The following is a 22,215-nucleotide window of genomic DNA, read 5'->3' on the forward strand; positions in this document are numbered from 1 at the left end:
GGGTGTTTCTGGCGTAGGGTCACGCGCAAGCGATACCTTCGCAATGTCGGCGCGAGGCGCCCCCCTCTGGCCTGCCGGCCATCTCCCCCTCAAGGGGGGAGATTGGCAGTTCTGGCGCTCCGCCATTCTTGCAACGTTGGAGATTGGCGAAACCGGCTGAGCGATTAATCTCCCCCCTAGAGGGGGAGATGGCCGGCAGGCCAGAGGGGGGCGCGAAGGATCGCGGCTTTGCCGGCTCTGCCGTCCACGCAAACCTACCCCCGCTTCAGTGGCTTCCCCAGCTTGAAGAACTCCTTCCACGGATCGGCCTTCTTCAGCTGTGCCAGCGTGGAAGCATCCCCAAGCGGGAACGCATTCGGCGCCAGGCCCTTCTTTATCTCCGGCCAGGTCGCCGGCATCGATATCGTCGCGCCCTTCTTGGCGCGCGAGGAATAGGGCGCGACGGTGGTCGAGCCCCTGCCGTTGCGCAGATAGTCGACGAAGATCTTGCCGGCGCGCGCCTTCTTCGACAGCGTCGCCGTGTAGCGGTCGGGCGCGGCCTGCTCGAGCGCGCGGGCGAAATCATGCGCGAAATCCTTGACCTCGTCCCACTCCGCCGACGGCTTCAGCGGCACCAGCACGTGATAGCCCTTGCCGCCTGAGGTCTTGACCAGGTTCGGCAGCGACAGCTCGTTGAGCTGCTCGTGGATGTCGAGCGCCGCCTCGCGCACGCGGCCGACATCGACGCCTTCATCGGGATCGAGATCGAAGATGATCTGGTCCGGCTTTTCCAGCTTATCGATCGTCGAGCCCCAGATATGCACCTCGACCACGCCGTACTGGACAAGCGCCGCCAGCCCGTCGAAATCCTTGATGAACAGTATCTCCTCGCCGTCGGTCGGATCGTTCATCCTGGCGATCTTGTCGCTCATGCCGGGCGAGGCGTGTTTCTGGAAGAAGCGCTGGCCGTGGATGCCGTCCGGCGCGCGCACCAGGCTCAGCGGCCGGTTGACGACGAATTCTGCCATGCGCGGCCAGACCAGCGCGTAATGATCGAGCAGGTCCCGCTTGGAAACCTTTTCGTCGGGCCATAGCAGCTTGTCGGGATGCGAGAGCTTGATCGAGGTCTTCGCCGTTCCGGCCGAGGGTTTCGGCGCGGTCTTTGCACCCGGCTTCGCCCCGGTTTCGGCCTTCTTCGGCTGTTCCTGCACGACTTCCTCCGCCGGCTTGTCCTCGCGCAACCCCTGGAACGAGGCGTGCCGGATTATACGGTCGGAAGTCCAGCTGCGGAACTCCACCTCGCCGACAAGTTCCGGCTTGACGAAGGTGAGGTCCTTGCCCTTGGGCACCGCCGTCGAGAAAGGCGAGGTCTTCGTCTCAAGGCTATCGAGCTTCTTTTTCAGATCCGTCATCACCTTGCCGGAAAAGCCGGTACCGACACGGCCGGCGTAATGCAGCTTGCCGCCTTCGTTGAAGCCGACCAGCAGCGAGCGCAGGCCGCGGCCCGTCTTGTCGGAAGGCAGATAGCCGCCGATGACGAACTCTTGCCTGAGCGTGCATTTCGACTTGATCCATGTGAGGCCGCGCCCGCTGCGATAGGGCGCGTCGGCGCGCTTCGAGACCACGCCTTCCAGGCCCATGCGGCAAACATGTTGCAGCATCACCTTGCCGGGCTCGTGGAAATGGTCGCTGAAGCGCAGCGCCGAATTTTCGGGCTGCTCGCCGAGCAGCTCAGCCAGGGCTTGCTTGCGCTCGACCAGCGGCTCTCGGCGCAGATCCTCGCCATTGAGCCTCATCAAGTCGAAGACGTAATAGATGAAGCGGTCGGCGCGGCGCGCCGACAGATCCGCCTGCAGCATCGGGAAGGACGACACGCCACTGTCTGCCAGCACCACGATCTCGCCATCGATGATGGCGTCGCGGCATTTCAATTTGGCCAGCGCGGCGGTGACCGGCCCCTCGAATTTCCCGGTCCAGTCGAGGCCGGCGCGGGTGAGCAGTCTGACCTCGCTGCCGGCGATCTGCGCCTGCATGCGGTAGCCGTCGAATTTGACTTCATGCAGCCAGTCCTCGCCGGCGGGCGCATCCTTTTCCAGCGTCGCCAGCTGCGGCTCGATGAATTCGAGACGCTTGCCAGGCCCGGCCTTGGTCTTGGCGGCAGCCGGCCTGTTGGATTGCCAGACTTTCGGTGTCTGCCCCCTGGCGGTCTTGCCTTCGCCCACCTCCTCAATGGTCAGGCCCGACTTCACCGATTTCGGTTCCTCCTCGAGAACATCCTCGCCGGGCCGGGCGGCGGCATCGTCGGATTTGATCAGCAGCCAGTTGTCGCGCTTCTCGCCCGGGCGGGGCCGCAGCCTGACCAGATGCCAGCGGCCGTTGAGCTTGTGGCCCTCAAGCTCGAAGTCGATATGGCCCTTCTTCATGCCCTTGGCCGGATCGCCATCCGGCGTCCACTTGCCTTCGTCCCAGACGATCACCGAGCCGCCGCCATATTGGCCCTTCGGAATGGTGCCTTCGAAAGACGCGTAGTCGATCGGGTGATCTTCGACATGCACGGCCAGCCGCTTCTCATGCGGATCGAGGCTCGGGCCGCGCGTCACCGCCCAGCTCCACAAGACGCCGTCATGCTCAAGCCGGAAATCATAATGGAGCCGCGTGGCGGCATGCTTCTGGACGACAAAGATGCCGCCGCCTTGCTTTTGCCTGCCGACCTTGCCGGCCGGCTCGGCGGTCTTCTTGAAGTCGCGCTTGGCGTGATACTGCTCGAGGCCAGCCATGCCGCCATCCTCCTATGCGGATCTGCGTTTTGGCGCGGCCTTGCTCTTGCTTTTCCCGGCCGCCGCTTTCGATGTGGCCTTGCCGGCTTTGCCGCCGCCTTCCGCGTTCAGGCTCTTCTTCAGCGCATCGAACAGGTTGACCACGTTGGACGGCTTTGGCTGCGCCTTGGCCTTGGGCGCCTTCTTGCCCGCCTTTTTGGCGCGGATCAGCTCAAGCAGCGCCTCCTCGTAGCGGTCGTCGAATTTCGACGGGTCGAACTTCGTCTTCTTGCCGTCGATGATGTGCTGGGCCAGGTCGATTATCTCCTTGTCGGTCTTCGCCGCCGCGATATCCTCGAACACCGTCGCCGGCCGGCGCACCGTGTCGTCGTAGCGCAAGGTCGTCAGCACCATGCCCTTGCCGAGCGGCTCGATCGCCACCGGCCGCTCGCGCCGATAAAGCACGATGCGCGCAAGCCCCGCCATCTTCCTGGCCGCCATCGCGTCGCGGATGACAGCGAAGGCTTCTTGCGACACTTCGTCGGCCGGGGAAACATAGTAGGGCGTGTCGAGGTAGATCTGCTCGATCGAGGATTTCTCGACGAAGCCGTCGAGGCTCATCGTGTGCGAGGATTCGATCTGCACCGCCTCGATCTCGTCCTCCTCGATATGGACGAAGTCGCCGTCGCTCACCTCATAGCCCTTGACCTCGTCGCCCTCTTCAAGCGGCTTGCCGGTGCCCGCATCGACATAGATGCGCTTCACGGTATTACCGGTCTTGCGGTTGAGGATGCGGAAAGAGACTTTCTCGGCATGGGTCACGACGTTGGTGAGCTCGATGGCGCATGTGACCAGCGACAGTTTGAGATAGCCCTTCCAAGCCGGGCGTGGTGCCATTGCGAACTCCTGCGCGATGCGGTTTCAATCGCAACGGACAGGGGTTCGCTTGGGTTCCGGGAGGGCTGGCCACGCAGCCTGCTATTCGGCGGCCTGCAGGTTGACCTTGCTTTCCGCGATCTCGGTGAGCTTGCGGTCCGTCGCCTCTTCTTCCTTGAGGTTCTTGGCCAGCACGTTGGCGCAGTCGCTGCGGCCGAGCTGCTTGGCCCAGGCGATCAGCGTGCCGTAGCGCGTTATCTCATAGTGCTCGACGGCCTGGGCGGAGGCGATCAGCGCAGCGTCCAGAACCTCCTTGTCGTCGACATCGCCGCTAACTTCGTCAGCCTCCGCGAGGATGCCGTCGATGGCCGGGCAATTGACGGTCTTGGCCTTGACGCCGTGCAGCTCGAACACCTGCTCGACCCGCTCGATGTGACCTTTGGTCTGCGCGAGATGCTTCTCGAAGCCGCCCTTCAATTGCGGATCGGTCGCCTTGTCGATCATTTTCGGCAGCGATTTCTCGATCTGCTTCTCGGCATAATAGATGTCGCGCAGCGTGTGGATGAAGAGGTCGTCCAGCGTCTTGATGTCTTTCGAAAAGAAGCCCATGGCGGTTGCCTTTCCATGTTTCGCATTGTCGGGAAGTTGCGCGGCAGAGGGCCGCCAACACGGCCGGTTCGCCCCCGGCCTTGAGGGGTCAACGTCGTGTTCCGGGACAGGTTCCTGCCCGACCAGGCGCACGAAAGGAAATTCCCTGTCACCGGCCGGACGTGAAACAGATGCGCGCGCAAGCGACATCGGAACGAAACATATGTGATGCAAAAGTCACACGGAGCGGAATCGCGACGAAAGGCGCCGAAAGACCCCGAATCAGCCGCAATCCCGCCACGAAGCAACGTGTTTCGGACCAGAAATTAACATCACGTTCACCGACTATTCACGCCTCGACGCTATGCTCTCGAACAATTCGGACGGGACATCCGAAAGCGGGACAGGGACCAGGTAAAATGAACTTCTGGAGTCACATCGCCGGCTATGCCGCAGCCATTCGTGAATTCGTCGCGCCGACCTATCGGCCGGAGCGCTATTACATGCGCGGCCCAGGCCCGGCCTGCGCGCGCCGCGGCAACTCGCTGGGCGTCGGCGTGAACTGATCATGACCCGCGAACGAGCCCACCATGGCCGCATCTGCCGGCCGGCCGCCGACCAGCGCGCCACCACCTATCGCGCCGAGCGGTTGACGCTCGCCGGCAACTGGCGTGCGACAACGCCGCGACTTTGACGCCGCCGGCGGCTGCCTTAGTGTCTCCCCTAGCTCAGAGTCTAGGGTCACAAGCAGCCGGGGCCGCCATGACCGACCTGCCCGAACGTCCCATCTTGCCGCGCCGGGCCTATGACGCCCGCCAGCCGCTGATCGTGTTCGACGGCGTCTGCGTGTTCTGCTCGGGCTTCGTTCAGCTCATCCTCAAGCTCGACCGGAAAAGACGTTTCCGCTTCGCCACCGCGCAGTCGCCGCTCGGCGAGGCGCTGTTTCGCGAGCACGGCCTGCCGACCGACGACTACGACAGCAACCTTGCCATCATCGACGGCGCGGCCTTCACCAAGCTCGACAGTTTCGTCGCCGTCATGGACGCGCTCGGCTGGCCATGGCGCGCCGCGAAGGCGCTGCTCATCCTGCCGCGGCCGCTGCGCGACTGGCTCTATGACCGCGTCGCCAAGAACCGCTACGCGCTGTTCGGCCGGAAAGACAGTTGCGAGATACCCTCGGCCGAGTTGCGGGAGCGATTGATCGGCTGACGGCGGTTACGGCAGGCTTGGGGGCAAGGCATGAAGCTTCTCATCGTCGGCGGCTACGGCACCTTCGGCGGACGCATCGTCCGATTGCTGGAGAACGAGCCACGCCTCGAGCTCATCATCGCCGGCCGGTCGCTCGCCAGGGCCGAGGCTTACTGCAAAGGACGGGGCGCGACCGAGGCCAGGCTTGTGCCGACGGCATTCGACCGCGACGGCGACCTTGCCGCGCAACTCGCCGGCATGCTGCCCGACATCGTGGTCGACGCCAGCGGTCCGTTCCAGGCCTATGGCGAGGGGCGCTACCGGCTGGTCCAAGCCTGTATCGGTGCGCGCATCCACTATCTCGACCTTGCCGACGGTTCGGACTTCGTCGCCGGGGTATCAGCCTTCGACGCGGCGGCTAAGGCGGCCGGCGTGATGGTGCTCTCCGGCGTGTCGAGCTTTCCTGTGCTGACGGCGGCGGTCGTGCGGCGCCTTTCGGCCGGCATGGCGCGCGTCGACAGCATCGCACCGTCGCCCTTCGCCGGCGTCGGCGAGAACGTCATCCGCGCCATTGCAAGCTATGCCGGCCGGCCGGTGCAGATGCTGCGGGGCGGCAGACCGGCCGAAGGTTATCCGCTCACCGGGCAGATGCGCTATACGATCGCGCCGCCAGGGCGCGTGCCGTTGGGAAACACGCTGTTCTCGCTGGTCGACGTGCCGGATTTGCGCGCGCTGCAGGCGTTGTGGCCGGAAACGAAGATGATCTGGATGGGCGCCGGCCCGGTGCCCGAGCTGCTGCACCGGGCGCTGATCGGCCTGGCTTGGCTGGTCCGCGCTGGCCTGGTGCGGTCGTTGTCGCCGCTGGCGCCGCTGATGCATTGGGCGACCAACCGGCTGTCATGGGGCGAGCATCGCGGCGGTATGTTCGTCGAGGTCGACGGCGCAGATGCAGAGGGCAGACCAAACAAGCGGTCCTGGCACCTGTTGGCCGAGGGCGATGACGGGCCGCTGATCCCGTCCATGGCGGTCGCGGCGATCATCTGCAAGGCGCTCGACGACCGCATGCCCGGGCCGGGCGCGCGGGCGGCGGTGCACGACGTCGAGCTCACGGACTATGAAGCGCTGTTCGCCGGCAAGGCGATCTACACCGGCTTCAGGGACGACGCCGGCAAGGGGAAGGCGCTCTATCCCGATCTGCTCGGCGATGGATGGAAAAGCCTTCCGGCCGAAATCCGCGCCATGCATGAGGGAGCTGCGATGGCGGACGGACGCGCCAGCGTGGAGCGCGGTAGCGGTATTCTTAGCCGGCTTGCCGCCCGCATGGCCGGCTTCCCACCTGGCGCGGCCGATGTCCCCGTCAAGGTGCGTTTCGCTGCCGACGGGCACGGTGAGACCTGGACGCGGACTTTCGCAGCGCACGGTTTTTCGAGCCGGCAGTTTGCCGGGCGTGGCCGATCGGAGCGGCTGCTTTGCGAGCGCTTCGGCCCGCTCACCTTCGCCATGGCATTGGTGGCGGGCAAGAACCGCCTGTCGCTCGTGCTGCGCCGCTGGAGCTTTCTCGGCCTGCCGCTGCCGATGTGGCTTTGTCCGCGCTCGACCGCGTACGAAACCGTCGAGGACGGCCGCTTCCGCTTCCATGTCGAGATATCGCACCCGGTCGCCGGGCTGATCGTGCGCTACCGCGGCTGGCTCGAGCCGTCGCACGGTTCGAGCACGGTGGGTTCGCCGGCCGTCTCGCCCAATTCGCGGCAGCCGGCGGCCGTGCACAGCGTCCAACCCTTCCCGGTGGCGCCGGACGCCGCGAGCACCAGGCGCGGCTGGGGTCCTATCCGCGGCGCATAGACCCACCAGCCGCTGCGCAGCATCGAGCCCTCCGGCGGCTCCATGCCGGCGCCGGAGCCCTTGACCCGCGCCTCGACGACCTGCAGCCCGGCCGGCAACACTTTCCAATCCTCCTGCCAGCGCGTCCGTTCCACCGAATGCGTCCAGGACAGCGTGAAGGCCGCGACGGCAAGCGTCACCGTCTTGCCGGCGGCGAGGATGCACAGGCTCATGCGGTCCCGGCCGTGGACAGCCGGCGGGCGCGCCACCAGTGCCAGCCGATCCAGACAAACGCCAGCGCCCAGCCGGTCTCGTCGGTGAGCGGCAATGCGGCCACCAGCAGCAGGCCGGCGCAGAACGCGACGAGACGCTCCCACCAGGCCATGCGGCGGGCGAGGAAGCCGACGGCGGCGGCGCCCCAGAGCACGATGCCCATGCAGGCTTTGATGAGGACATAGCCGACCTCGACGGGGTAGCCGAACGACGCCGCGATGGGACCGGCGTCCTGCAGCATCAGCGCCGGCGTGTAGACGGCCATGAACGGCACGACGAAGCCGGCAATGGCGAGCTTGGTTGCCTGGATGCCGATCTTGAGGCCGCTTTCCTTGGCCATGGGTGCTGCGGCAAAGGCGGCGAGCGCCACCGGCGGGGTCAGGTCCGCCATGATGCCGAAATAGAAGACGAACATGTGGCTGACCACCAGCGGCACGCCGAGCGAAAGCAGCGCCGGGCCGGCAAGCGAGGAGGTGATGATGTAATTCGGGATGGTCGGAATGCCCATGCCGAGAACCAAGCAGGTGAGCATGGTCAACACCAGCGACAGGAACAGATTGTTCTCGCCGATGGAGATGATCCAACCGATGAAGGTGGAGGCGATGCCGGTGAGCGTCAGCGTGCCGATGACGATGCCGACGATGGCGCAGGCGATGCCGACGGGCAGGGCGTTCTTCGCCCCTTCGGCAAGCGAATCGACGCAAATGCGCAGCGTCTCGCGCCCGCCCTTGAAGGCGAGGCAGGCGATAACGAGCGCCGCGATGACGAGGCTCAGCACATTGACGCCGAAGCGCATGAAGGATGCCGCCGCAAGACCGATCGCCAGCCAGAAGACGAAGCGAAAGGCGAGCGGCCCGATCAAGGCTGCCAGCGGCGTGCCGAGGATGAGCACGACGGTCAGCGCAAGGCCCATCGTGCCGGCGAAGATCGGCGTGTAACCGGCAAACAGCAGATAGACCAGCACCGCGAGCGGCAGCACGAGCGGCCAGTGCTTCCTGACCGCTTCCCAGGGATTGGGCAACTCCGCCTTGGCCATGCCGTGCAGGCCGGCCTTGCCGGCCTCCAGATGCACCTGCCAGAAGCAGGCGCCGAAATAGAGCAGCGCCGGGATGACCGCCGCCTTGACCACCTCGGCGTAAGGGATGTTCAGGGTCTCGGCCATGATGAAGGCGACGGCTCCCATCACCGGCGGCATGATCTGGCCGCCCATCGAGGAGGTCGCCTCGACCGCGCCGGCGAAGGCGGAGCGGAAGCCGTAGCGCTTCATCAGCGGGATGGTGAACTGGCCGCTGGCGACGACATTGGCGACGCCCGAACCGGAGATGGTGCCCATCAGCGCCGAGGACAGCACGCAGACCTGGGCCGGGCCGCCGCGCCACGAACCGACGAGACCGAGCGCGAAATCGTTGAACAGCGCGATCATGCCGGCCCGTTCAAGGAAGGCGGCGAAGACGACGAAGATGAAGATATAGGCGGCCGAAACATAGACCGGCGTGCCGTATATGCCTTCTGTGCCATAGGCGAAGGTGTCGACAAGCTGCGCGAAATCATAGCCGCGATGGATGAAGGGCGGCGGCAAATGATTGCCGACGAAGCAATAGGCGAGGAAGATGAAGGCGATGACCGCCAGCGGCAGGCCCATCAGCCGCCGCGCCGCCTCGAAGACCAGCACCACCAGCAGTGCGCCGACGATCAGGTCCGGCGTGGTGAGGAAGCCGGAGCGGCGGATGAGGTCGGCATAGAAGACCCAATTGTAGAGGCCGGTGGCGAATCCCAGCACGCCAAGCACCCAGAAGCCCACCTTCGCCGCGGCGCTCCTGGCGCGCAGATTGGCGATCAGGCCGAAACCGAGCAGCAGCAGGAAGCCGACATGCATGGCCCGCACCACCTGGCTGGGCAGGCTGCCATAAGCGGCGATGTAGATCTGGAAGGCGGAAAAGGCGACCGCAATCAGGAAGGCCGCCTTGCCGGCGAGGCCTTCGCCAAAACCGGACGGCAGACCTTCGACTTGTTCCTCGGCGACGGGAAGATGGAACGTGGGCGGGTTGCCGTCGCTTGTTGTTGCGGGCTTGGCTTCGCTCATCCGACGGGCTCCAAGACGAACGAATGACAGTGCGAGGCACCCCCCTCTGCCCTGCCGGGCATCTCCCCCGCAAGGGGGGAGATCGGAAGCGTCAATGACGGCGCTCTTCCTGCTACATCGGCGATTGGCGAAGCGCGCGGCGACAGCCAATCTCCCCCCTTGAGGGGGAGATGGCCGGCAGGCCAGAGGGGGGTGCTTGGCGAAGACATCTCAGCTAGTCGCACCACTCTTTCTACTTCAGCAGCCCTTTTTCCTTGTAATAGCGCTCCGCGCCGGGATGCAGCGCCACCGGCATGCCGTCCAGCGCCTTGGCCGGATCGATCGCCTTGGCGGCGGCATGGGCGGCCACCAGTTGGTCGAGATGTTCGAACAGCAGCTTGGTCATCTGGTAGGCGGTCTCGTCGGAGACGTCGGCGCGGGTAATCAGGAAATTGCCGACCGCGGCGGTCGCGACATCTTCCGCCTGGCCTTCATAGGTGCCTTTCGGGATGACCACCGACAGATAGGGCGCGCCGATCTTGGCGACGTCCTCGGCCGGCACGGCGACGACATTGATGGGAACCGAGGTCGCGAGATCGCGGATGGAAGCGACGCCGAGGCCGGCAGACTGCAAGGTGGCATCGAGCTGGCGATTCTTGATCAACTCGACCGACTCGGCGAAGGGCAGATACTCGACCCGCCCGAGATCCTCGTATTTTAGGCCGGCGGCGGCGAAGATGGCGCGCGCGTTGAGCTCGGTGCCGGAGGCGGGCGCGCCGACCGACAGGCTCTTGCCCTTGAGGTCGGCGAGCGTCTTGATGCCGGAGTCCTGGCTGGCGACGATCTGGATGTAGTTGGGATAGATCGCGGCAATGCCGCGCAGCTTGTCGAGCTTGCCCGGGAAGCCGGCCTCCGTATTGCCCTCGGCGGCCATCTTGACGGAATCGCCGAGCGCAAAGGCGATCTCGCCCTTGCCCTGCTGCAGCAGGTTGAGGTTCTCGACCGAAGCCTTGGTCGCCTGAACCTGGGTGCGCGAGCCCTCGATGCCCTTGCCGTAGATCTCCGACAGGGCGACGCCGAGCGGATAGTAGACGCCGGACGTGCCGCCGGTGAGCACATTGATGAATTCCTGCGCCCCGGCCGACACGGCGCCAAGGCCGAGCGACAAGGCCAGCGCGCCGGCGGCAATAGATTTGGTCCTGAAATTGAACATCGCGATTTCCTCCCTGAAAATGTCGGCCCGCAATCCGCCCCTCCTGGCGAGCCTGCGACGAGTTTAGACGGCGCAAGGCAAATGCCAACCCGCAATTGCGTGCGTTAGACCAATGGTTGAGTAGCGGCGAACGACGGCTTGCGCTCGATGGCTTTGGGGGCGAAAGATTTTTCCGGCGCCTGTCGAAATCGGTCGATGCCGCACGACATAGGTCGGCACGCGACGATGCGGCCTTCAAGAAAACGGGAGAACTTCCATGCGTTACATGCTTTTGATCTACAATGACGAGGCCGCGATGGCGAACGTGTCGAAGGAGCAGACCCAGCAGGTGCTCGCGGCCTATGGCGCCTATACCGAGGCGCTGAAGAAATCCGGCGCGTACATCGCCGGCGAGCGGCTGCGCCCGACGCAGGCGGCCACCGCGGTACGGATGGCGAACGGCAAGACCAACGTGCTCGACGGCCCCTATGCCGACACCAAGGAGCAACTGGCCGGCTTCTATATGATCGAGGCGGCCGACATCGACACGGCCATCGAATGGGCCGCGCGCTGCCCCGCGTCCAGCACCGGCACGGTCGAGCTGCGGCCGATCTGGGAAATGGCTGAATACGTAGCAGCCGCATAGCCATCCTACGATGCATGATCGCTCGCAGATCGCGCGGGCGGCCGCCGAAGCGGCCGCCCGGCGCAGCTACGGCAAGCTGGTCGCCTGGCTGGCGGCGCGCACGCGCGATGTCGCCGGCGCCGAGGACGCGCTGGCCGATGCCTTCGCCGCCGCGCTCGAACGCTGGCCGCGAACCGGCGTGCCGGCGCAGCCCGAAGCCTGGCTGCTCGCCGTGGCGCGGCGGCGCGACGTGGACGCCGTGCGGCGTCGCCTGACCGGCGAGGCGGCGCGCGATCATCTGCAGCTGATCGCCGAGGAGATGGAGGAGCGCGTGCGCGGCGAAGACCTGCCCGACGATCGACTGCGGCTGATGTTCGCCTGCGCCCATCCGGCGATCGAGGCCAGCGTGCGCGCGCCGCTGATCCTGCAGACGATCCTCGGTTTCGACGCCGCGACGATCGCCTCGGCCTTCCTGGTTTCGCCGGCGACGATGGGCCAGCGGCTGGTGCGGGCCAAAGCCCGCATCCGCGAGACCGGGATTCCGTTTCGCGTGCCGGAGCAGGCGGAACTGGGCGAGCGGCTGGGCGCGGTGCTCGAAGCGATCTACGCCACCTTCGCCGAGGGCTGGTCGGATCCGACCGGCACGGACAGCCGCCGGCGCAATCTCGCCGCCGAAGGCATCTGGCTTGGACGGCTGGTCGCCTCGTTGATGCCCGACGAGCCGGAGGCGCTCGGGCTGCTGGCGCTGATGCTGTTCGCCGAGGCGCGCCGCTCGGCGAGACGCGGCCCGGAGGGGGATTTCGTGCCTTTAGCCGAGCAGGACATCGCGCTCTGGGACGACCGCCTGATCGACGAGGCGGAGGTCTTGCTGGTGCGCGCCGCGCAAAGGGGCATCATCGGCCGCTACCAGCTGGAGGCCGCCGTGCAGTCCGCCCATACGGCGCGCCGGCGCGGCAGCGGCACCGACTGGGCGGCGATCCGCCAGCTGTATGACGCGCTGCAGGCCGTGGCCGGCTCGCCCGTGGTGGCGATCAACCGCGCGGTGGCGATCGCCGAAACCGAGGGCGCTACGGCCGGCCTAGCGGCGCTTTACGTGCTGGGCGACGACAAGCGGCTGCAGGACTACCAGCCCTATTGGGCCGCCCGCGCCGGGCTGTTGGCCAGGCTCGGCAACACCAAGCAGGCGGCAGAATCCTACGACCGCGCGATCGGCCTCGAGCGCGACGCCGCGCTGCGGCGTTTCCTGCAGGGCGAGAAGGCGAAGCTCGTCAGGAATTAGGGCAATGCCAGGGAGATTGGCTGCAGCCTCCCGACCTCGTCATTCTAGGGCGGAGCAAGGAGCGAAGCGACGCGCGCAGACCCTAGAATCCATGCCGTTACCTTGGCCGAAGGATGCAAACGGCGCAGAATTCTGCACCGTTGCGGCGCGTCGAAGTCACGGAATGGATCCTCGGGTCTGCGCGCGTCGCTTCGCTCCTTGCTTCGCCCGTGGATGACGATGCCGGACCGTTTCGGCCAATCTCCAAGGCGTGCGATCTGCCAGCGCAACCGCTGCGCACTTGCCTGGAATTGCCCTAGGCCCACATCTCGTGCGATGCGTTCAGCTTGCGCATCAGCTCATTCTCGCGCAGCCTCGCCCACAGGCGTTCGATGTTCGGCCAGGCGCCGCGCGCCTTCTGGACCTCGGGATGCCAGGCCACCAGCATGACGAGGTAGATGTCCGCCAGCGACAGCGTCTTGCCGGCCAGCCAGTCGCGGCCGGCCAAAGCCTGATCGAGAATGGCAAAGCCGCGATCCATCTCGGCGACCGCCGCCTGCTTAACCGGCTGCAGGCCGTCGCCATCGGCGGTGTAGCGATGGGCATAATAGAGCCGCAGCACCGCCGGGTAGAGCACCGACGACATGAAAGCCAGCCAGCGCAGGAAATCGGCGCGGGCGGGCGAGCCCGCTTGCGGCGCGAGACAGGCTTCAGGGTGGCGTTCGGCAAGCAGGATGCAGATTGCCGCCGATTCGGTCAACGAATGACCGTCCGGCAGCATCAGCACGGGCACCTGGTTCAAAGGGCTGATGGCGAGGAAGGCCGGATCCGGCGGATCCTTCTTGGGCACGTCGATCTGCTCGAAGGGCACGCCGGCCATGGCAAGCGCCGCCTCGACGACGAAGCCGCCGCTGTTTGGGCGCGTATAGAGCTTGTACATGAAAATCCTCCCGCCGGCCGATTGGGCCGGCGGCGATATGAGCCGGAAGCGGCGCCTGCCTCAAGCCGCCGACGAATGCCACCGGCGCCTTTTCAGCGGTCCAGTCCGTTCAGGCCCCCAGCCCGTCGAACAGGATGGTCGAGAGATAGCGCTCGGCGAAGGAGGGGATGACGACGACGAGGGTCTTGCCCTTGTTCTCCGGCCGAGAGCCGACGACGATTGCCGCCTGGAGTGCCGCGCCCGACGAGATGCCGACCGGAACGCCTTCGAGCCGGGCGACGAGACGCGCATTGGCGACCGAATCCTCGTTCGAGACCCTGACGACCTCGTCATAGATCGAGGTGTCGAGGATTTTGGGCGCAAAGCCTGCGCCGATGCCCTGGATCTTGTGTGGGCCGGGCTGGCCGCCCGACAGAACCGGCGAGGCTTCCGGCTCGACCGCCACGACGTGCAGCGAAGGCTTGCGCTTCTTCAGCACCTGGCCGACGCCGGTGATAGTGCCGCCTGTGCCGATGCCGGCGACGAAGATGTCGACTTCGCCATTGGTGTCGTTCCAGATTTCCTCGGCCGTGGTGCGGCGGTGGATTTCGGGGTTGGCCGGATTTTCGAACTGCTGCGGGATGATGGCGTTGGGCAGCGTCGCGGCGAGCTCGTCGGCCTTGGCGATTGCGCCCTTCATGCCTTTCGGGCCTTCGGTCAGCACCAACTCGGCGCCGAGCAGCGCCAGCATCTTGCGGCGCTCGACCGACATCGTCTCCGGCATGGTGAGGATCAGCTTGTAGCCCTTGGCGGCGGCGGCGAAGGCGAGCGCGATGCCGGTGTTGCCGGAAGTCGGCTCGATCAGCGTGGTCTTTCCGGGCGAAATCTTGCCGGCCTCCTCCAGCGCCTCGATCATGGCGACGCCGATGCGGTCCTTGACGGAGGCGATCGGATTGAAGAATTCGAGCTTGGCCAGAAGGTTGGCGACGATGCCCTTTTCCTTGGCGAACTTGTCCAGCCTGACCAGCGGCGTGTCGCCAATCGTCTCCGTGATCGAGTTGAAGACGCGGCCGCGGCCGGGCACGCGCGCGGAGGTGACGGGCTTGTTCATTGGTTTCGCTCCCAAGGCAATGGCACAGGCAGACAGAATAAGGCTTTCAGCCGCGCAAGATAGGCTGAGGCTGGAAAATATCCGAGTGGGGCGGTTGCTCAAAAGCGCCCGGGACCGGAAATGCATTTTCCGCCACGCCGGGTTTCAGGAATAGTTTGGCCGAATCCGGGATCGGTTGAGATTGGAACCTATTGACGCGCCGCTATGGCGGCAGCCGCGCCTATCATGAAGCCGGCGGCGGTGCGGTTCAGCACCTTCAGCGCGCGCGGCGATTTCAGGAACCAGCGCGCTTTGGCCGCGAGCGCCAAATAAGGCACCAGCACCACGAACAGAACCGCCACGGTGAGCGTCGCAAGGATGGCGTAGTCGGCGAGCGTGATCGTCTTCAGGTCGACGATGGTCGGCGTGATGGCGAGATAGAAGATCATCGTCTTGGGATTGCCGAGCGTCACCGTCAGCCCGGCGATGAAGCTCGACACCAGCCCGCCCTTGGCCTTCCGCGCCTCGACGGTCTCGGGCGTGATGCCGCTGGTCCAGAAGCGCCAGGCGAGGAAGGCGAGATAGGCAACGCCGGCCCATTTGATGGCGAGGAAGACCATGCCGAAGGTCTGGGCGACGAAGGCGAGCCCGAGCACGACGGCGGTGAGATAGGTGAGGTCGCCGAGCATCAGGCCGAACGACATGGCAAGCGAGGAACGGAAGCCGGAGCCGAGCGCGCGGGCGACAAGCGCCGTGACGCCGGGGCCCGGAATGGCGGCGGCGACGCCGAGCGCGGCGCTGTAGGTGAGGAATCCGGTAAGTGTCATGGTTCTGGCCTGGCGCATGATTCCCCGAAGGGATCGATGAGGAGCGGGGCTTTTATCATGACGCCCGGCCACTGGTAATTCCCTCGCGGCGGATTCGTTGCGCCAGCTCGACGGAGTGCGCGTTCCCTTGTTGGCAGTCCGTACACTTTGGAGATTGGCCGAAACGGCCCGGCCTCGTCATCCACGGGCGGAGCAAGGAGCGAAGCGACGCGCGCAGACCCGAGGATCCATTCCGTGACCTCGAAGCGTAGCAACGGTGCAGAATTCTGCTCCGCTGCGTTCTATGATCAGGGTCACGGAATGGATTCCAGGGTCTCCGCGACGCCGCTGCGCGGCTGCTACGCCCTGGAATGACGAGGTTGGGGCGGCTTCCGCTAGTTGCCAACGTTTGCGCTGATTTCATAGAAATGAACGGGTAAAGCCTTGTCCATCGAAGACGGCACCTTCTAAAAACCCCTATGTCGAACAGCTACCCACCATACGCAACACGCCAGATCGTGCCATTGCCGTCCTCCGTGACGATCAGCGCGCCGTCCTTGGCAACGGCGACGCCGACCGGCCGGCCCCAGACCGCGTCGTCGGATATGACGAAGCCGGTGGCGAAGTCCTCGTATTCGCCGGTCGGCTTGCCGTCCTTGAACCTCAGCCGCACCACCTTGTAGCCGGTGCGGACATTGCGGTTCCACGAGCCGTGCAGCGTGACGAAGGCGTCGCCCTTAAAATCGGCCGGGAAGTTGGCGCCATCATAGAAGGCGATGTTGAGCGGCGCCGAATGCGCCTGCATCAGCACGTCCGGAACCGTGACCTTGCCGGCGAGATCGGGGCGGGCGCCCTCGTGGCGCGGGTCCTCATTGTCGCCGATATAATACCAGGGCCAGCCATAGAAGGCGCCTTCCTTCACCGCGGTTGCGTATTCGAAGGGGGTGTTGTCGCCAAGCTCGTCGCGCTCGTTGACGACGCACCAGAGCGCGCCCGTCGCCGGCTGCATGGTCATGCCGGAACAGTTGCGCAGGCCGGTGGCGACGGTTCTGCGGTTGTTGCCGTCGGGGTCGAAGGCCAGCACGTCGGCGCGGCCCTGTTCCGGACCCCAGGCCTCGCCCAGCGGCTGCGATTTCGTCCACGCCTCGACACCGCCCTTCGGCTTCGCGCCCATGTCCTCGGCGATATTGGAGCCGGAGCCGACCGACAGATAGAGCGTCTTGCCGTCGGGCGAGAAGGCGATGTCGCGCGTCCAGTGGTGGCTGGCGGGGACTTTGGCGACGATGGTTTCCGGCTTGCCCGACGCTTCCAGGTCGCCCTCGCGATAGGGGAAGCGGACGACGCTGTTGCTGTTGGCAACATAGACCCATTGCGGCTTGTCGCCCAGCGGATAAAAGGCGATGCCGTAGGGCCGGGTCATGCCCTTGGCGAAGATCGACTCCTGTGTAGGCTTGGCGCTGCCTTCCGCCAGGCGATAGACGCGCACCTGGTTCGCCCGGCTGTCGGCAACGAAGAGGTCGCCGTTCGGCGCCACCCGCACGACGCGGGGACTGTCGATGCCGGATGCGATCAGTTCGGCGGAAAAGCCAGGCGGAAGCTTTGGCTTCGCATCCTCGGGGCGCTCGGTGACGCCGCCGCCGTTCGAAGCGGACTCCGTCATGTCGGGTTTCGGCAAATCCTCAGGTTTCAGCAGCCGGCGCACGCCCGGACGGTCGGCTTTCCAGTCGCCGAAAGCTTTTTCGCCGCTGAGCAAGGGCTGACCGGCCTGCTGCGCAAAGGCAGCCGTGGCAAAAACCAGCGCGAGGCCCGCAAGGCCGGCGATCCGCATCATGCTGTTCTCCGTCTCTGCCACTATGTCCTGCCTTCGGGTGCCTCAGTCGATAAGGCCCCGGAGACAGAACATATTGGGCTAACGATCGAAAAGAGAAGCGTGCGCAAGCCGATTTGACAGAGCGCCGGCCTCAGGCCTCCTCGGCATCTAGATCGTCGTCTAGGCGCTTTTCCAATTCGACGAGATCAGCCGGCAGGGGCAGGCCCATGGCGCGCATCTCCCTCAATTTCTCGCGCAGCTGCTCCTGGATCTCGTGCTCGTCCTCGGGCTGGTTCACCATCTCCTCGAGCAGCAGGCTGATCTGGGCCTTGAGCGATTCTAGCGCCATGTTCTTCTCCTTAGCACCCTCAGCTGTGTCGAGGTTCAGGTCAGGCCGGCCTCACCTGAATATCGATACACCTAACGAAGCATGCGGGAAATCAGTTGTGCAGTGTAATCGACCATCGGCACGATGCGGGCGTAGTTCAGGCGGGTCGGCCCGATGACGCCAAGCGCGCCGACGACGCGGGCGTCCTTGTCGCGATAGGGAGCGACGACCAGCGAGGAGCCGGACAGCGAAAACAGCTTGTTCTCCGAGCCGATGAAGATGCGCACGCCCGGCCCCTCTTCGGCGAGATCGAGCAGCTGCAGCAGTCCGTCCTGGGTTTCCAAATCCTCGAACAGATGGCGAAGCAATTCTATGTCCGCCTGAGCGGTGACGTTTTCCAGGAGGTTGGCGCGGCCGCGCACGATAAGGCGCGCCGGCAGGCCGCTTTCGGCGCCGGCCCAGACCGCGAGGCCTTTCTCGACCAGATCCTGCGACAGCGTGTCGAGGGCCGCCCTGGTCTCGTCCTTGATGCGGGCGATTTCCGCCCGCGCCTCGGCCAGCGTCCGGCCACGGATATGCGCATTGAGGAAATTGGACGCCTCGTGCAGCTGCGACACGGTGGTGCCGGCCGGCAGGTCGACGACGCGGTTCTCGACATCGCCGTTCTGCGACACCAGCACGGCGAGCGCCTTTGCGGGCTCGAGCTGGATGAATTCGATGTGCTTCAGCGCCACCTCGTGCTTGGAGGCGAGCACGAGGCCGGCGCCGCGCGACATGCCCGACAGCATCTGGCTGGCCTCGGTCAGCATATGCTCCAGCGTCGCGCCCGAGCCGGAGGCGCGCACCTGCGCCTCGATGGTGCGGCGCTCGTCGTCGGAAAGGTCGCCCAGCTCCATGAAGGCGTCGACGAAAAAGCGCAGCCCGGTCTGGGTCGGCAGCCGCCCGGCGGAAACATGCGGCGCGTAGATCAGCCCCAGATGCTCGAGGTCGCTCATCACATTGCGGATGGTGGCCGGCGACAGCGAGGAGGGCAGGATGCGCGACAGGCTGCGCGAGCCGACCGGCTCGCCGTCGCGCAGATAGGAATCGACAATCCGCCGGAAGATATCGCGCGAGCGCATGTCGAGTGACTGAAGTACCGGCGACTGCGACGTCGGATCGACTGGTTTGTTCATTCCGGCGAGAAACCTCCTTCCGAAAAGATATAGACTTAAGCTACGGCGGCGCAACCCGGTGCCGCGCTCGCGGTCACACGGTGCCGCGTTTGCGGTCACCGGTGGCGCGTTTGCGGTCGCGCAGCCCGTTTTCCGTTGCGACCTCGTTTTCCTTTGCGCCATGCTGCGCATACGTCTACAAGCCGGCCACGATTCCGGAAACGACAAGAAAGAAGGCCGAATGCGCCCCTCCAAACGCCAAGCCGACGAAATGCGCGCCATCTCCTTCGAACGCGGCGTCTCCAAGCATGCCGAAGGCTCGTGCCTGGTGAAGTTCGGCGACACGCATGTCCTGTGCACGGCGAGCCTGGAGGAAAAGGTGCCGGCCTGGATGCGCAATTCCGGCAAGGGCTGGGTGACGGCCGAATACGGCATGCTGCCGCGCTCGACCGGCGAGCGCATGCGGCGCGAAGCCTCCGCCGGCAAGCAGGGCGGCCGCACGCTGGAGATCCAGCGGCTGATCGGCCGCTCGCTGCGCGCCGTGGTCGACCTGCAGGCGCTGGGCGAGCAGCAGATCACCGTCGATTGCGACGTGATCCAGGCCGATGGCGGCACCCGCACGGCCTCGATCACCGGCGGCTGGGTGGCGCTCTACGATTGCCTGCGCTGGATGGAAGCGCGCCAGATGGTGAGCGTCGCCAAGGTGCTTAAGGACCATGTCGCGGCGATTTCCTGCGGCATTCATGACGGCCAGCCGGTCATCGATCTCGATTACCTGGAGGATTCCTCGGCCGGCACCGACGCCAATTTCGTCATGACCGGCAAGGGCGGTATCGTCGAGATCCAGGGCACGGCCGAGGGCGAGCCTTTCTCCGAGGAGCAGTTCGCGGCGCTGATGGGCTTGGCGAAGAAGGGCATTTCGCGGCTGGTGAGCCTGCAGCAGATGGCGGTGGCTTAGGTTTTCGAATGCCGAGCCTAGGCCCCCCTCTCTGGCCTGCCGGCCATCTCCCGCTCAAGGGGGGAGATTGTATGTCACGCCGGCTTTCGCCAATCACCAATGCTGCAGAAGAGGTGCCGGCGCGGCCACAGCTAATCTCCCCCCTTGAGGGGGAGATGCCCGGCAGGGCAGAGAGGGGGGCCTCGTGATACCCTCCGCAATTCTCGAATCCGCCCTCTACGTCACAGACCTACACGCCGCCGAAGCCTTCTACCGCGACATCATCGGCCTCGAAGCCTTGGGCAAGGTCGAAGGGCGCCACGTCTTCTTCCGCTGCGGCGACGGCGTGCTGCTTCTCTTCAACGCCGAGGCGACGAAAATCCCGCCGACGCCGGACGCTCGGCTGAAGGTGCCGCCGCACGGCACGGCCGGCGAAGGGCACCTCTGCTTTGCGGCAACCGCCGATGAAATCGCCGCATGGCGCAGGCATCTCGCCGCCAACGACATCGCCATCGAAAGCGATTTCGAATGGCCGCAGGGCGGGCACTCGATCTATATCCGCGACCCGTCGGGCAATTCGATCGAATTCGCCGAGCCAAGGATCTGGGGTTTCTGATGCACTCGCAACCTTTTCATTCCCTTGGGGAAAAAAAGATCGTCGTCGCCAGCCACAATGAAGGCAAGCTGCGCGAATTCGCCGACCTGATGGCGCCGTTCGGATTCGAGGCGAAATCGGCCAAGGAATATGGCCTGCCCGAGCCGGACGAGACCGGCACCACCTTCGAGGAGAACGCCTATATCAAGGCATATGCCGCCGCCAAGGCGACCGGTCTGCCGGCGCTTTCCGATGATTCCGGGCTCTGCGTCGACGCGCTCGACGGCGCGCCCGGTGTCTATACCGCCAACTGGGCCGAGACGCCGGACGGCAGCAGGGATTTCGGCATGGCCATGCAGCGCACCGAGGTGGCGCTGCAGGAGGTTGGCGCTACGGACCCTTCGCAGCGCACCGGCCGCTTCGTCGCCGTCATCTGCCTGGCCTTTCCCGACGGCGAGGCCGAATATTATCGCGGCGAGGCCGAAGGCAGGCTGGTGTGGCCGCCGCGCGGCACGCTCGGCTTCGGCTACGATCCGGTGTTCCTGCCCAACGGTTTCGACAAGACTTTTGGCGAGATGAGCGCACAAGAAAAGCATGGCTGGAGGCCCGGCCAGGCGACGGCGCTTTCGCACCGCGCCCGCGCCTTTCAGAAATTCGCCGAAGTGCGATTGAATTTGGCCAGATTGGATTTGGCGCGATCAGGACCCGCATGAGCGCAGTGCCCCTACCGCTCGACCGCAGCCCCGGCTTCGGCGTCTATATCCACTGGCCGTTCTGCGCGGCCAAGTGCCCTTATTGCGACTTCAACAGCCATGTCCGCCACCAGCCGGTCGACCAGGAGCGTTTTGCCCGCGCCTTCGAGACGGAGCTAAAGACCATGCGCGCCCGCACCGGGCCACGCGAGGTGACCAGCATCTTTCTCGGCGGCGGCACGCCGTCGCTGATGAAGCCGGAAACGGTGGCCGCCGTCCTGGAGGCCGTGGCGAAGAACTGGACGGTGCCGGCCGGCATCGAGGTGACGCTGGAAGCCAACCCGTCCTCGGTCGAAGCCGAGCGTTTCCGCGGCTATCGCGCCGCCGGCGTCAACCGCGTCTCGCTCGGCGTGCAGGCGCTGAACGACAAGGATCTGCGCTTTCTCGGCCGACTGCACAATGTCGAGGAGGCGCTGCACGCCATTGGCCTCGCGCGCGAAATCTTCCCGCGGCTGTCCTTCGACCTGATCTACGCGCGGCCAGGCCAGACGCCGGAGGCGTGGGGGGCGGAGCTGGAACAGGCGATCGGCTATGCTGTCGACCATCTTTCGCTCTATCAGCTGACCATCGAGGAAGGCACGCCTTTCCACGCGCTTTACGCGGCACGCAAATTCACGCTGCCCGACAATGATCATGCTGCCGACCTCTACGCGCTGACGCAGGAGGCAACGGCGGCGCAAGGCCTGCCGGCCTATGAGATTTCCAACCACGCGCGGCCGGGCGCCGAGAGCCGGCACAACCTCACCTATTGGCGCTATGGCGAATATGTCGGCGTCGGCCCCGGCGCGCATGGCCGCTTCGTCGAGAACGGCCGCCGCACGGTGACGATCGCGGAAAGAATGCCGGAGACCTGGGCCAATCTGGTCGAGGCCAAAGGCCACGGCGTCACCGGCGGCGAGATCCTGACGCGTTCCGAGGAGGCGGACGAGTTCCTGCTGATGGGACTGCGGCTGGCCGAAGGCATCGACCTGCAGCGCTACGAGGCGCTTTCTGGTCGCGGCCTTTCAAGCGCGCGGCTCTCGGTGCTGCAGGAAGAAGGCCTGGTGGCGCCTGTCGGCAACGCCCGCCTGCGCGCCACGACGGCGGGGATGATCGTGCTGGATGCGGTGGTGGCGGATTTGGCCAGGTAGCGCGGCAGCCAACTGATTTGTCAGTCTGCGCGATGATGTTAGATATTTGGCTTGCCTAGCCGAATGCCATTTCCAT

The 22,215-nt window shown here is 65.5% G+C and carries 21 protein-coding genes and 1 pseudogene; 10 read left to right on the top strand and 12 right to left on the bottom strand.

Features of this window, described 5'->3' with window-relative positions; all coding sequences use genetic code 11:
• Positions 1–254: 254 nt before the first annotated feature.
• From ligD to LB552_RS27300, 3 genes are all read right to left on the bottom strand, one after another.
• Complete coding sequence (ligD, locus tag LB552_RS27290) at positions 255–2,756, bottom strand: DNA ligase D (RefSeq protein WP_224611236.1); 2,502 nt, start codon at positions 2,754–2,756, stop codon at positions 255–257.
• A 12-nt stretch (positions 2,757–2,768) separates the two neighbouring features.
• On the bottom strand, positions 2,769–3,632 hold the full coding sequence (locus LB552_RS27295; protein ID WP_224611237.1) for a Ku protein: 864 nt from the start codon (positions 3,630–3,632) through the stop codon (positions 2,769–2,771).
• A gap of 81 nt (positions 3,633–3,713) precedes the next feature.
• The gene (locus LB552_RS27300) at positions 3,714–4,220 is read right to left on the bottom strand and encodes a ferritin-like domain-containing protein (RefSeq protein ID WP_095770182.1); all 507 of its coding nucleotides are present in this window, start codon (positions 4,218–4,220) and stop codon (positions 3,714–3,716) included.
• A gap of 398 nt (positions 4,221–4,618) precedes the next feature.
• On the opposite strand from LB552_RS27300, the gene LB552_RS27305 reads away from it, so the two are divergent.
• From LB552_RS27305 to LB552_RS27315, 4 genes and pseudogenes are all read left to right on the top strand, one after another.
• Positions 4,619–4,765 (top strand): hypothetical protein, encoded by a 147-nt coding sequence (locus LB552_RS27305; protein ID WP_224611238.1) that lies wholly within the window; start codon positions 4,619–4,621, stop codon positions 4,763–4,765.
• Between the two features lie 2 nt (positions 4,766–4,767).
• Positions 4,768–4,893 carry a hypothetical protein gene (locus tag LB552_RS29720; RefSeq protein ID WP_263481806.1) on the top strand — a complete coding sequence of 42 codons (126 nt, stop codon included), beginning with the start codon at positions 4,768–4,770 and terminating at the stop codon, positions 4,891–4,893.
• 68 nt (positions 4,894–4,961) lie between these two features.
• Entirely contained in the window at positions 4,962–5,408 is a 447-nt protein-coding gene (locus LB552_RS27310; RefSeq protein WP_224611239.1) for a thiol-disulfide oxidoreductase DCC family protein, read from the top strand.
• Between the two features lie 30 nt (positions 5,409–5,438).
• Positions 5,439–7,019, top strand: a pseudogene (locus tag LB552_RS27315) (DUF4166 domain-containing protein); the annotation flags it as partial.
• Positions 7,020–7,063: 44 nt separating this feature from the next.
• Here the strand turns inward: LB552_RS27315 and LB552_RS27320 are convergent.
• The 3 genes from LB552_RS27320 to LB552_RS27330 form a co-directional block, all read right to left on the bottom strand.
• On the bottom strand, positions 7,064–7,441 hold the full coding sequence (locus LB552_RS27320) for a DUF1850 domain-containing protein (RefSeq protein ID WP_224526172.1): 378 nt from the start codon (positions 7,439–7,441) through the stop codon (positions 7,064–7,066).
• Positions 7,438–9,564, bottom strand: a complete 2,127-nt coding sequence (locus LB552_RS27325) for a TRAP transporter permease (RefSeq protein WP_224611240.1) — start codon at positions 9,562–9,564, stop codon at positions 7,438–7,440. The genes LB552_RS27320 and LB552_RS27325 overlap by 4 nt, the downstream gene beginning before the upstream one ends.
• A 232-nt stretch (positions 9,565–9,796) precedes the next feature.
• Entirely contained in the window at positions 9,797–10,756 is a 960-nt protein-coding gene (locus LB552_RS27330) for a TAXI family TRAP transporter solute-binding subunit (RefSeq protein WP_224611241.1), read from the bottom strand.
• Between the two features lie 256 nt (positions 10,757–11,012).
• Here LB552_RS27330 and LB552_RS27335 point away from each other — a divergent pair, with 256 nt between their 5' ends.
• Both LB552_RS27335 and LB552_RS27340 read left to right on the top strand, forming a co-directional pair.
• Positions 11,013–11,381, top strand: coding sequence for a YciI family protein (locus LB552_RS27335; protein ID WP_095770177.1), 369 nt, complete (start codon positions 11,013–11,015; stop codon positions 11,379–11,381).
• Positions 11,382–11,391: 10 nt separating this feature from the next.
• Complete coding sequence (locus tag LB552_RS27340; RefSeq protein WP_224611242.1) at positions 11,392–12,639, top strand: RNA polymerase sigma factor; 1,248 nt, start codon at positions 11,392–11,394, stop codon at positions 12,637–12,639.
• Between the two features lie 295 nt (positions 12,640–12,934).
• On the opposite strand, the gene LB552_RS27345 is transcribed toward LB552_RS27340, so the two are convergent.
• The 6 genes from LB552_RS27345 to hrcA form a co-directional block, all read right to left on the bottom strand.
• Positions 12,935–13,558 (bottom strand): glutathione S-transferase family protein, encoded by a 624-nt coding sequence (locus tag LB552_RS27345; RefSeq protein ID WP_224611243.1) that lies wholly within the window; start codon positions 13,556–13,558, stop codon positions 12,935–12,937.
• Between the two features lie 109 nt (positions 13,559–13,667).
• The gene (cysK, locus tag LB552_RS27350) at positions 13,668–14,648 is read right to left on the bottom strand and encodes a cysteine synthase A (RefSeq protein WP_140847075.1); all 981 of its coding nucleotides are present in this window, start codon (positions 14,646–14,648) and stop codon (positions 13,668–13,670) included.
• 188 nt (positions 14,649–14,836) lie between these two features.
• Complete coding sequence (locus tag LB552_RS27355) at positions 14,837–15,454, bottom strand: LysE family translocator (protein ID WP_224611244.1); 618 nt, start codon at positions 15,452–15,454, stop codon at positions 14,837–14,839.
• Between the two features lie 469 nt (positions 15,455–15,923).
• Positions 15,924–17,264 carry a PQQ-dependent sugar dehydrogenase gene (locus LB552_RS27360; protein WP_224611245.1) on the bottom strand — a complete coding sequence of 447 codons (1,341 nt, stop codon included), beginning with the start codon at positions 17,262–17,264 and terminating at the stop codon, positions 15,924–15,926.
• Between the two features lie 130 nt (positions 17,265–17,394).
• Complete coding sequence (locus LB552_RS27365) at positions 17,395–17,592, bottom strand: hypothetical protein (protein ID WP_095767926.1); 198 nt, start codon at positions 17,590–17,592, stop codon at positions 17,395–17,397.
• Between the two features lie 71 nt (positions 17,593–17,663).
• On the bottom strand, positions 17,664–18,746 hold the full coding sequence (hrcA, locus tag LB552_RS27370; RefSeq protein ID WP_095767927.1) for a heat-inducible transcriptional repressor HrcA: 1,083 nt from the start codon (positions 18,744–18,746) through the stop codon (positions 17,664–17,666).
• Positions 18,747–18,966: 220 nt separating this feature from the next.
• Between hrcA and rph the strand changes: the two genes are divergently transcribed.
• From rph to hemW, 4 genes are all read left to right on the top strand, one after another.
• A complete protein-coding gene (rph, locus tag LB552_RS27375) occupies positions 18,967–19,683 on the top strand; it encodes a ribonuclease PH (protein ID WP_027169620.1) in 717 nt (238 codons plus the stop codon).
• A 184-nt stretch (positions 19,684–19,867) separates the two neighbouring features.
• A complete protein-coding gene (locus LB552_RS27380) occupies positions 19,868–20,278 on the top strand; it encodes a VOC family protein (RefSeq protein WP_224611247.1) in 411 nt (136 codons plus the stop codon).
• On the top strand, positions 20,278–20,970 hold the full coding sequence (rdgB, locus tag LB552_RS27385) for an RdgB/HAM1 family non-canonical purine NTP pyrophosphatase (RefSeq protein ID WP_224549333.1): 693 nt from the start codon (positions 20,278–20,280) through the stop codon (positions 20,968–20,970). The genes LB552_RS27380 and rdgB overlap by 1 nt, the downstream gene beginning before the upstream one ends.
• Complete coding sequence (gene hemW / locus LB552_RS27390) at positions 20,967–22,139, top strand: radical SAM family heme chaperone HemW (RefSeq protein WP_224611248.1); 1,173 nt, start codon at positions 20,967–20,969, stop codon at positions 22,137–22,139. The genes rdgB and hemW overlap by 4 nt, the downstream gene beginning before the upstream one ends.
• The last annotated feature ends 76 nt before the right edge of the window (positions 22,140–22,215 follow it).

Source organism: Mesorhizobium sp. CA7, from assembly GCF_020165015.1.
Taxonomy (GTDB): domain Bacteria; phylum Pseudomonadota; class Alphaproteobacteria; order Rhizobiales; family Rhizobiaceae; genus Mesorhizobium.

Excerpts from the sequence above, each read along its gene's own strand:
- ligD (WP_224611236.1), bottom strand. The coding sequence starts at position 2,756 with ATGGCTGGCCTCGAGCAGTATCACGCCAAGCGCGACTTCAAGAAGACC.
- LB552_RS27295 (WP_224611237.1), bottom strand. The coding sequence starts at position 3,632 with ATGGCACCACGCCCGGCTTGGAAGGGCTATCTCAAACTGTCGCTGGTC.
- LB552_RS27300 (WP_095770182.1), bottom strand. The coding sequence starts at position 4,220 with ATGGGCTTCTTTTCGAAAGACATCAAGACGCTGGACGACCTCTTCATC.
- LB552_RS27305 (WP_224611238.1), top strand. The coding sequence starts at position 4,619 with ATGAACTTCTGGAGTCACATCGCCGGCTATGCCGCAGCCATTCGTGAA.
- LB552_RS29720 (WP_263481806.1), top strand. The coding sequence starts at position 4,768 with ATGACCCGCGAACGAGCCCACCATGGCCGCATCTGCCGGCCGGCCGCC.
- LB552_RS27310 (WP_224611239.1), top strand. The coding sequence starts at position 4,962 with ATGACCGACCTGCCCGAACGTCCCATCTTGCCGCGCCGGGCCTATGAC.
- LB552_RS27320 (WP_224526172.1), bottom strand. The coding sequence starts at position 7,441 with ATGAGCCTGTGCATCCTCGCCGCCGGCAAGACGGTGACGCTTGCCGTC.
- LB552_RS27325 (WP_224611240.1), bottom strand. The coding sequence starts at position 9,564 with ATGAGCGAAGCCAAGCCCGCAACAACAAGCGACGGCAACCCGCCCACG.
- LB552_RS27330 (WP_224611241.1), bottom strand. The coding sequence starts at position 10,756 with ATGTTCAATTTCAGGACCAAATCTATTGCCGCCGGCGCGCTGGCCTTG.
- LB552_RS27335 (WP_095770177.1), top strand. The coding sequence starts at position 11,013 with ATGCGTTACATGCTTTTGATCTACAATGACGAGGCCGCGATGGCGAAC.
- LB552_RS27340 (WP_224611242.1), top strand. The coding sequence starts at position 11,392 with ATGCATGATCGCTCGCAGATCGCGCGGGCGGCCGCCGAAGCGGCCGCC.
- LB552_RS27345 (WP_224611243.1), bottom strand. The coding sequence starts at position 13,558 with ATGTACAAGCTCTATACGCGCCCAAACAGCGGCGGCTTCGTCGTCGAG.
- cysK (WP_140847075.1), bottom strand. The coding sequence starts at position 14,648 with ATGAACAAGCCCGTCACCTCCGCGCGCGTGCCCGGCCGCGGCCGCGTC.
- LB552_RS27355 (WP_224611244.1), bottom strand. The coding sequence starts at position 15,454 with ATGACACTTACCGGATTCCTCACCTACAGCGCCGCGCTCGGCGTCGCC.
- LB552_RS27360 (WP_224611245.1), bottom strand. The coding sequence starts at position 17,264 with ATGATGCGGATCGCCGGCCTTGCGGGCCTCGCGCTGGTTTTTGCCACG.
- LB552_RS27365 (WP_095767926.1), bottom strand. The coding sequence starts at position 17,592 with ATGGCGCTAGAATCGCTCAAGGCCCAGATCAGCCTGCTGCTCGAGGAG.
- hrcA (WP_095767927.1), bottom strand. The coding sequence starts at position 18,746 with ATGAACAAACCAGTCGATCCGACGTCGCAGTCGCCGGTACTTCAGTCA.
- rph (WP_027169620.1), top strand. The coding sequence starts at position 18,967 with ATGCGCCCCTCCAAACGCCAAGCCGACGAAATGCGCGCCATCTCCTTC.
- rdgB (WP_224549333.1), top strand. The coding sequence starts at position 20,278 with ATGCACTCGCAACCTTTTCATTCCCTTGGGGAAAAAAAGATCGTCGTC.
- hemW (WP_224611248.1), top strand. The coding sequence starts at position 20,967 with ATGAGCGCAGTGCCCCTACCGCTCGACCGCAGCCCCGGCTTCGGCGTC.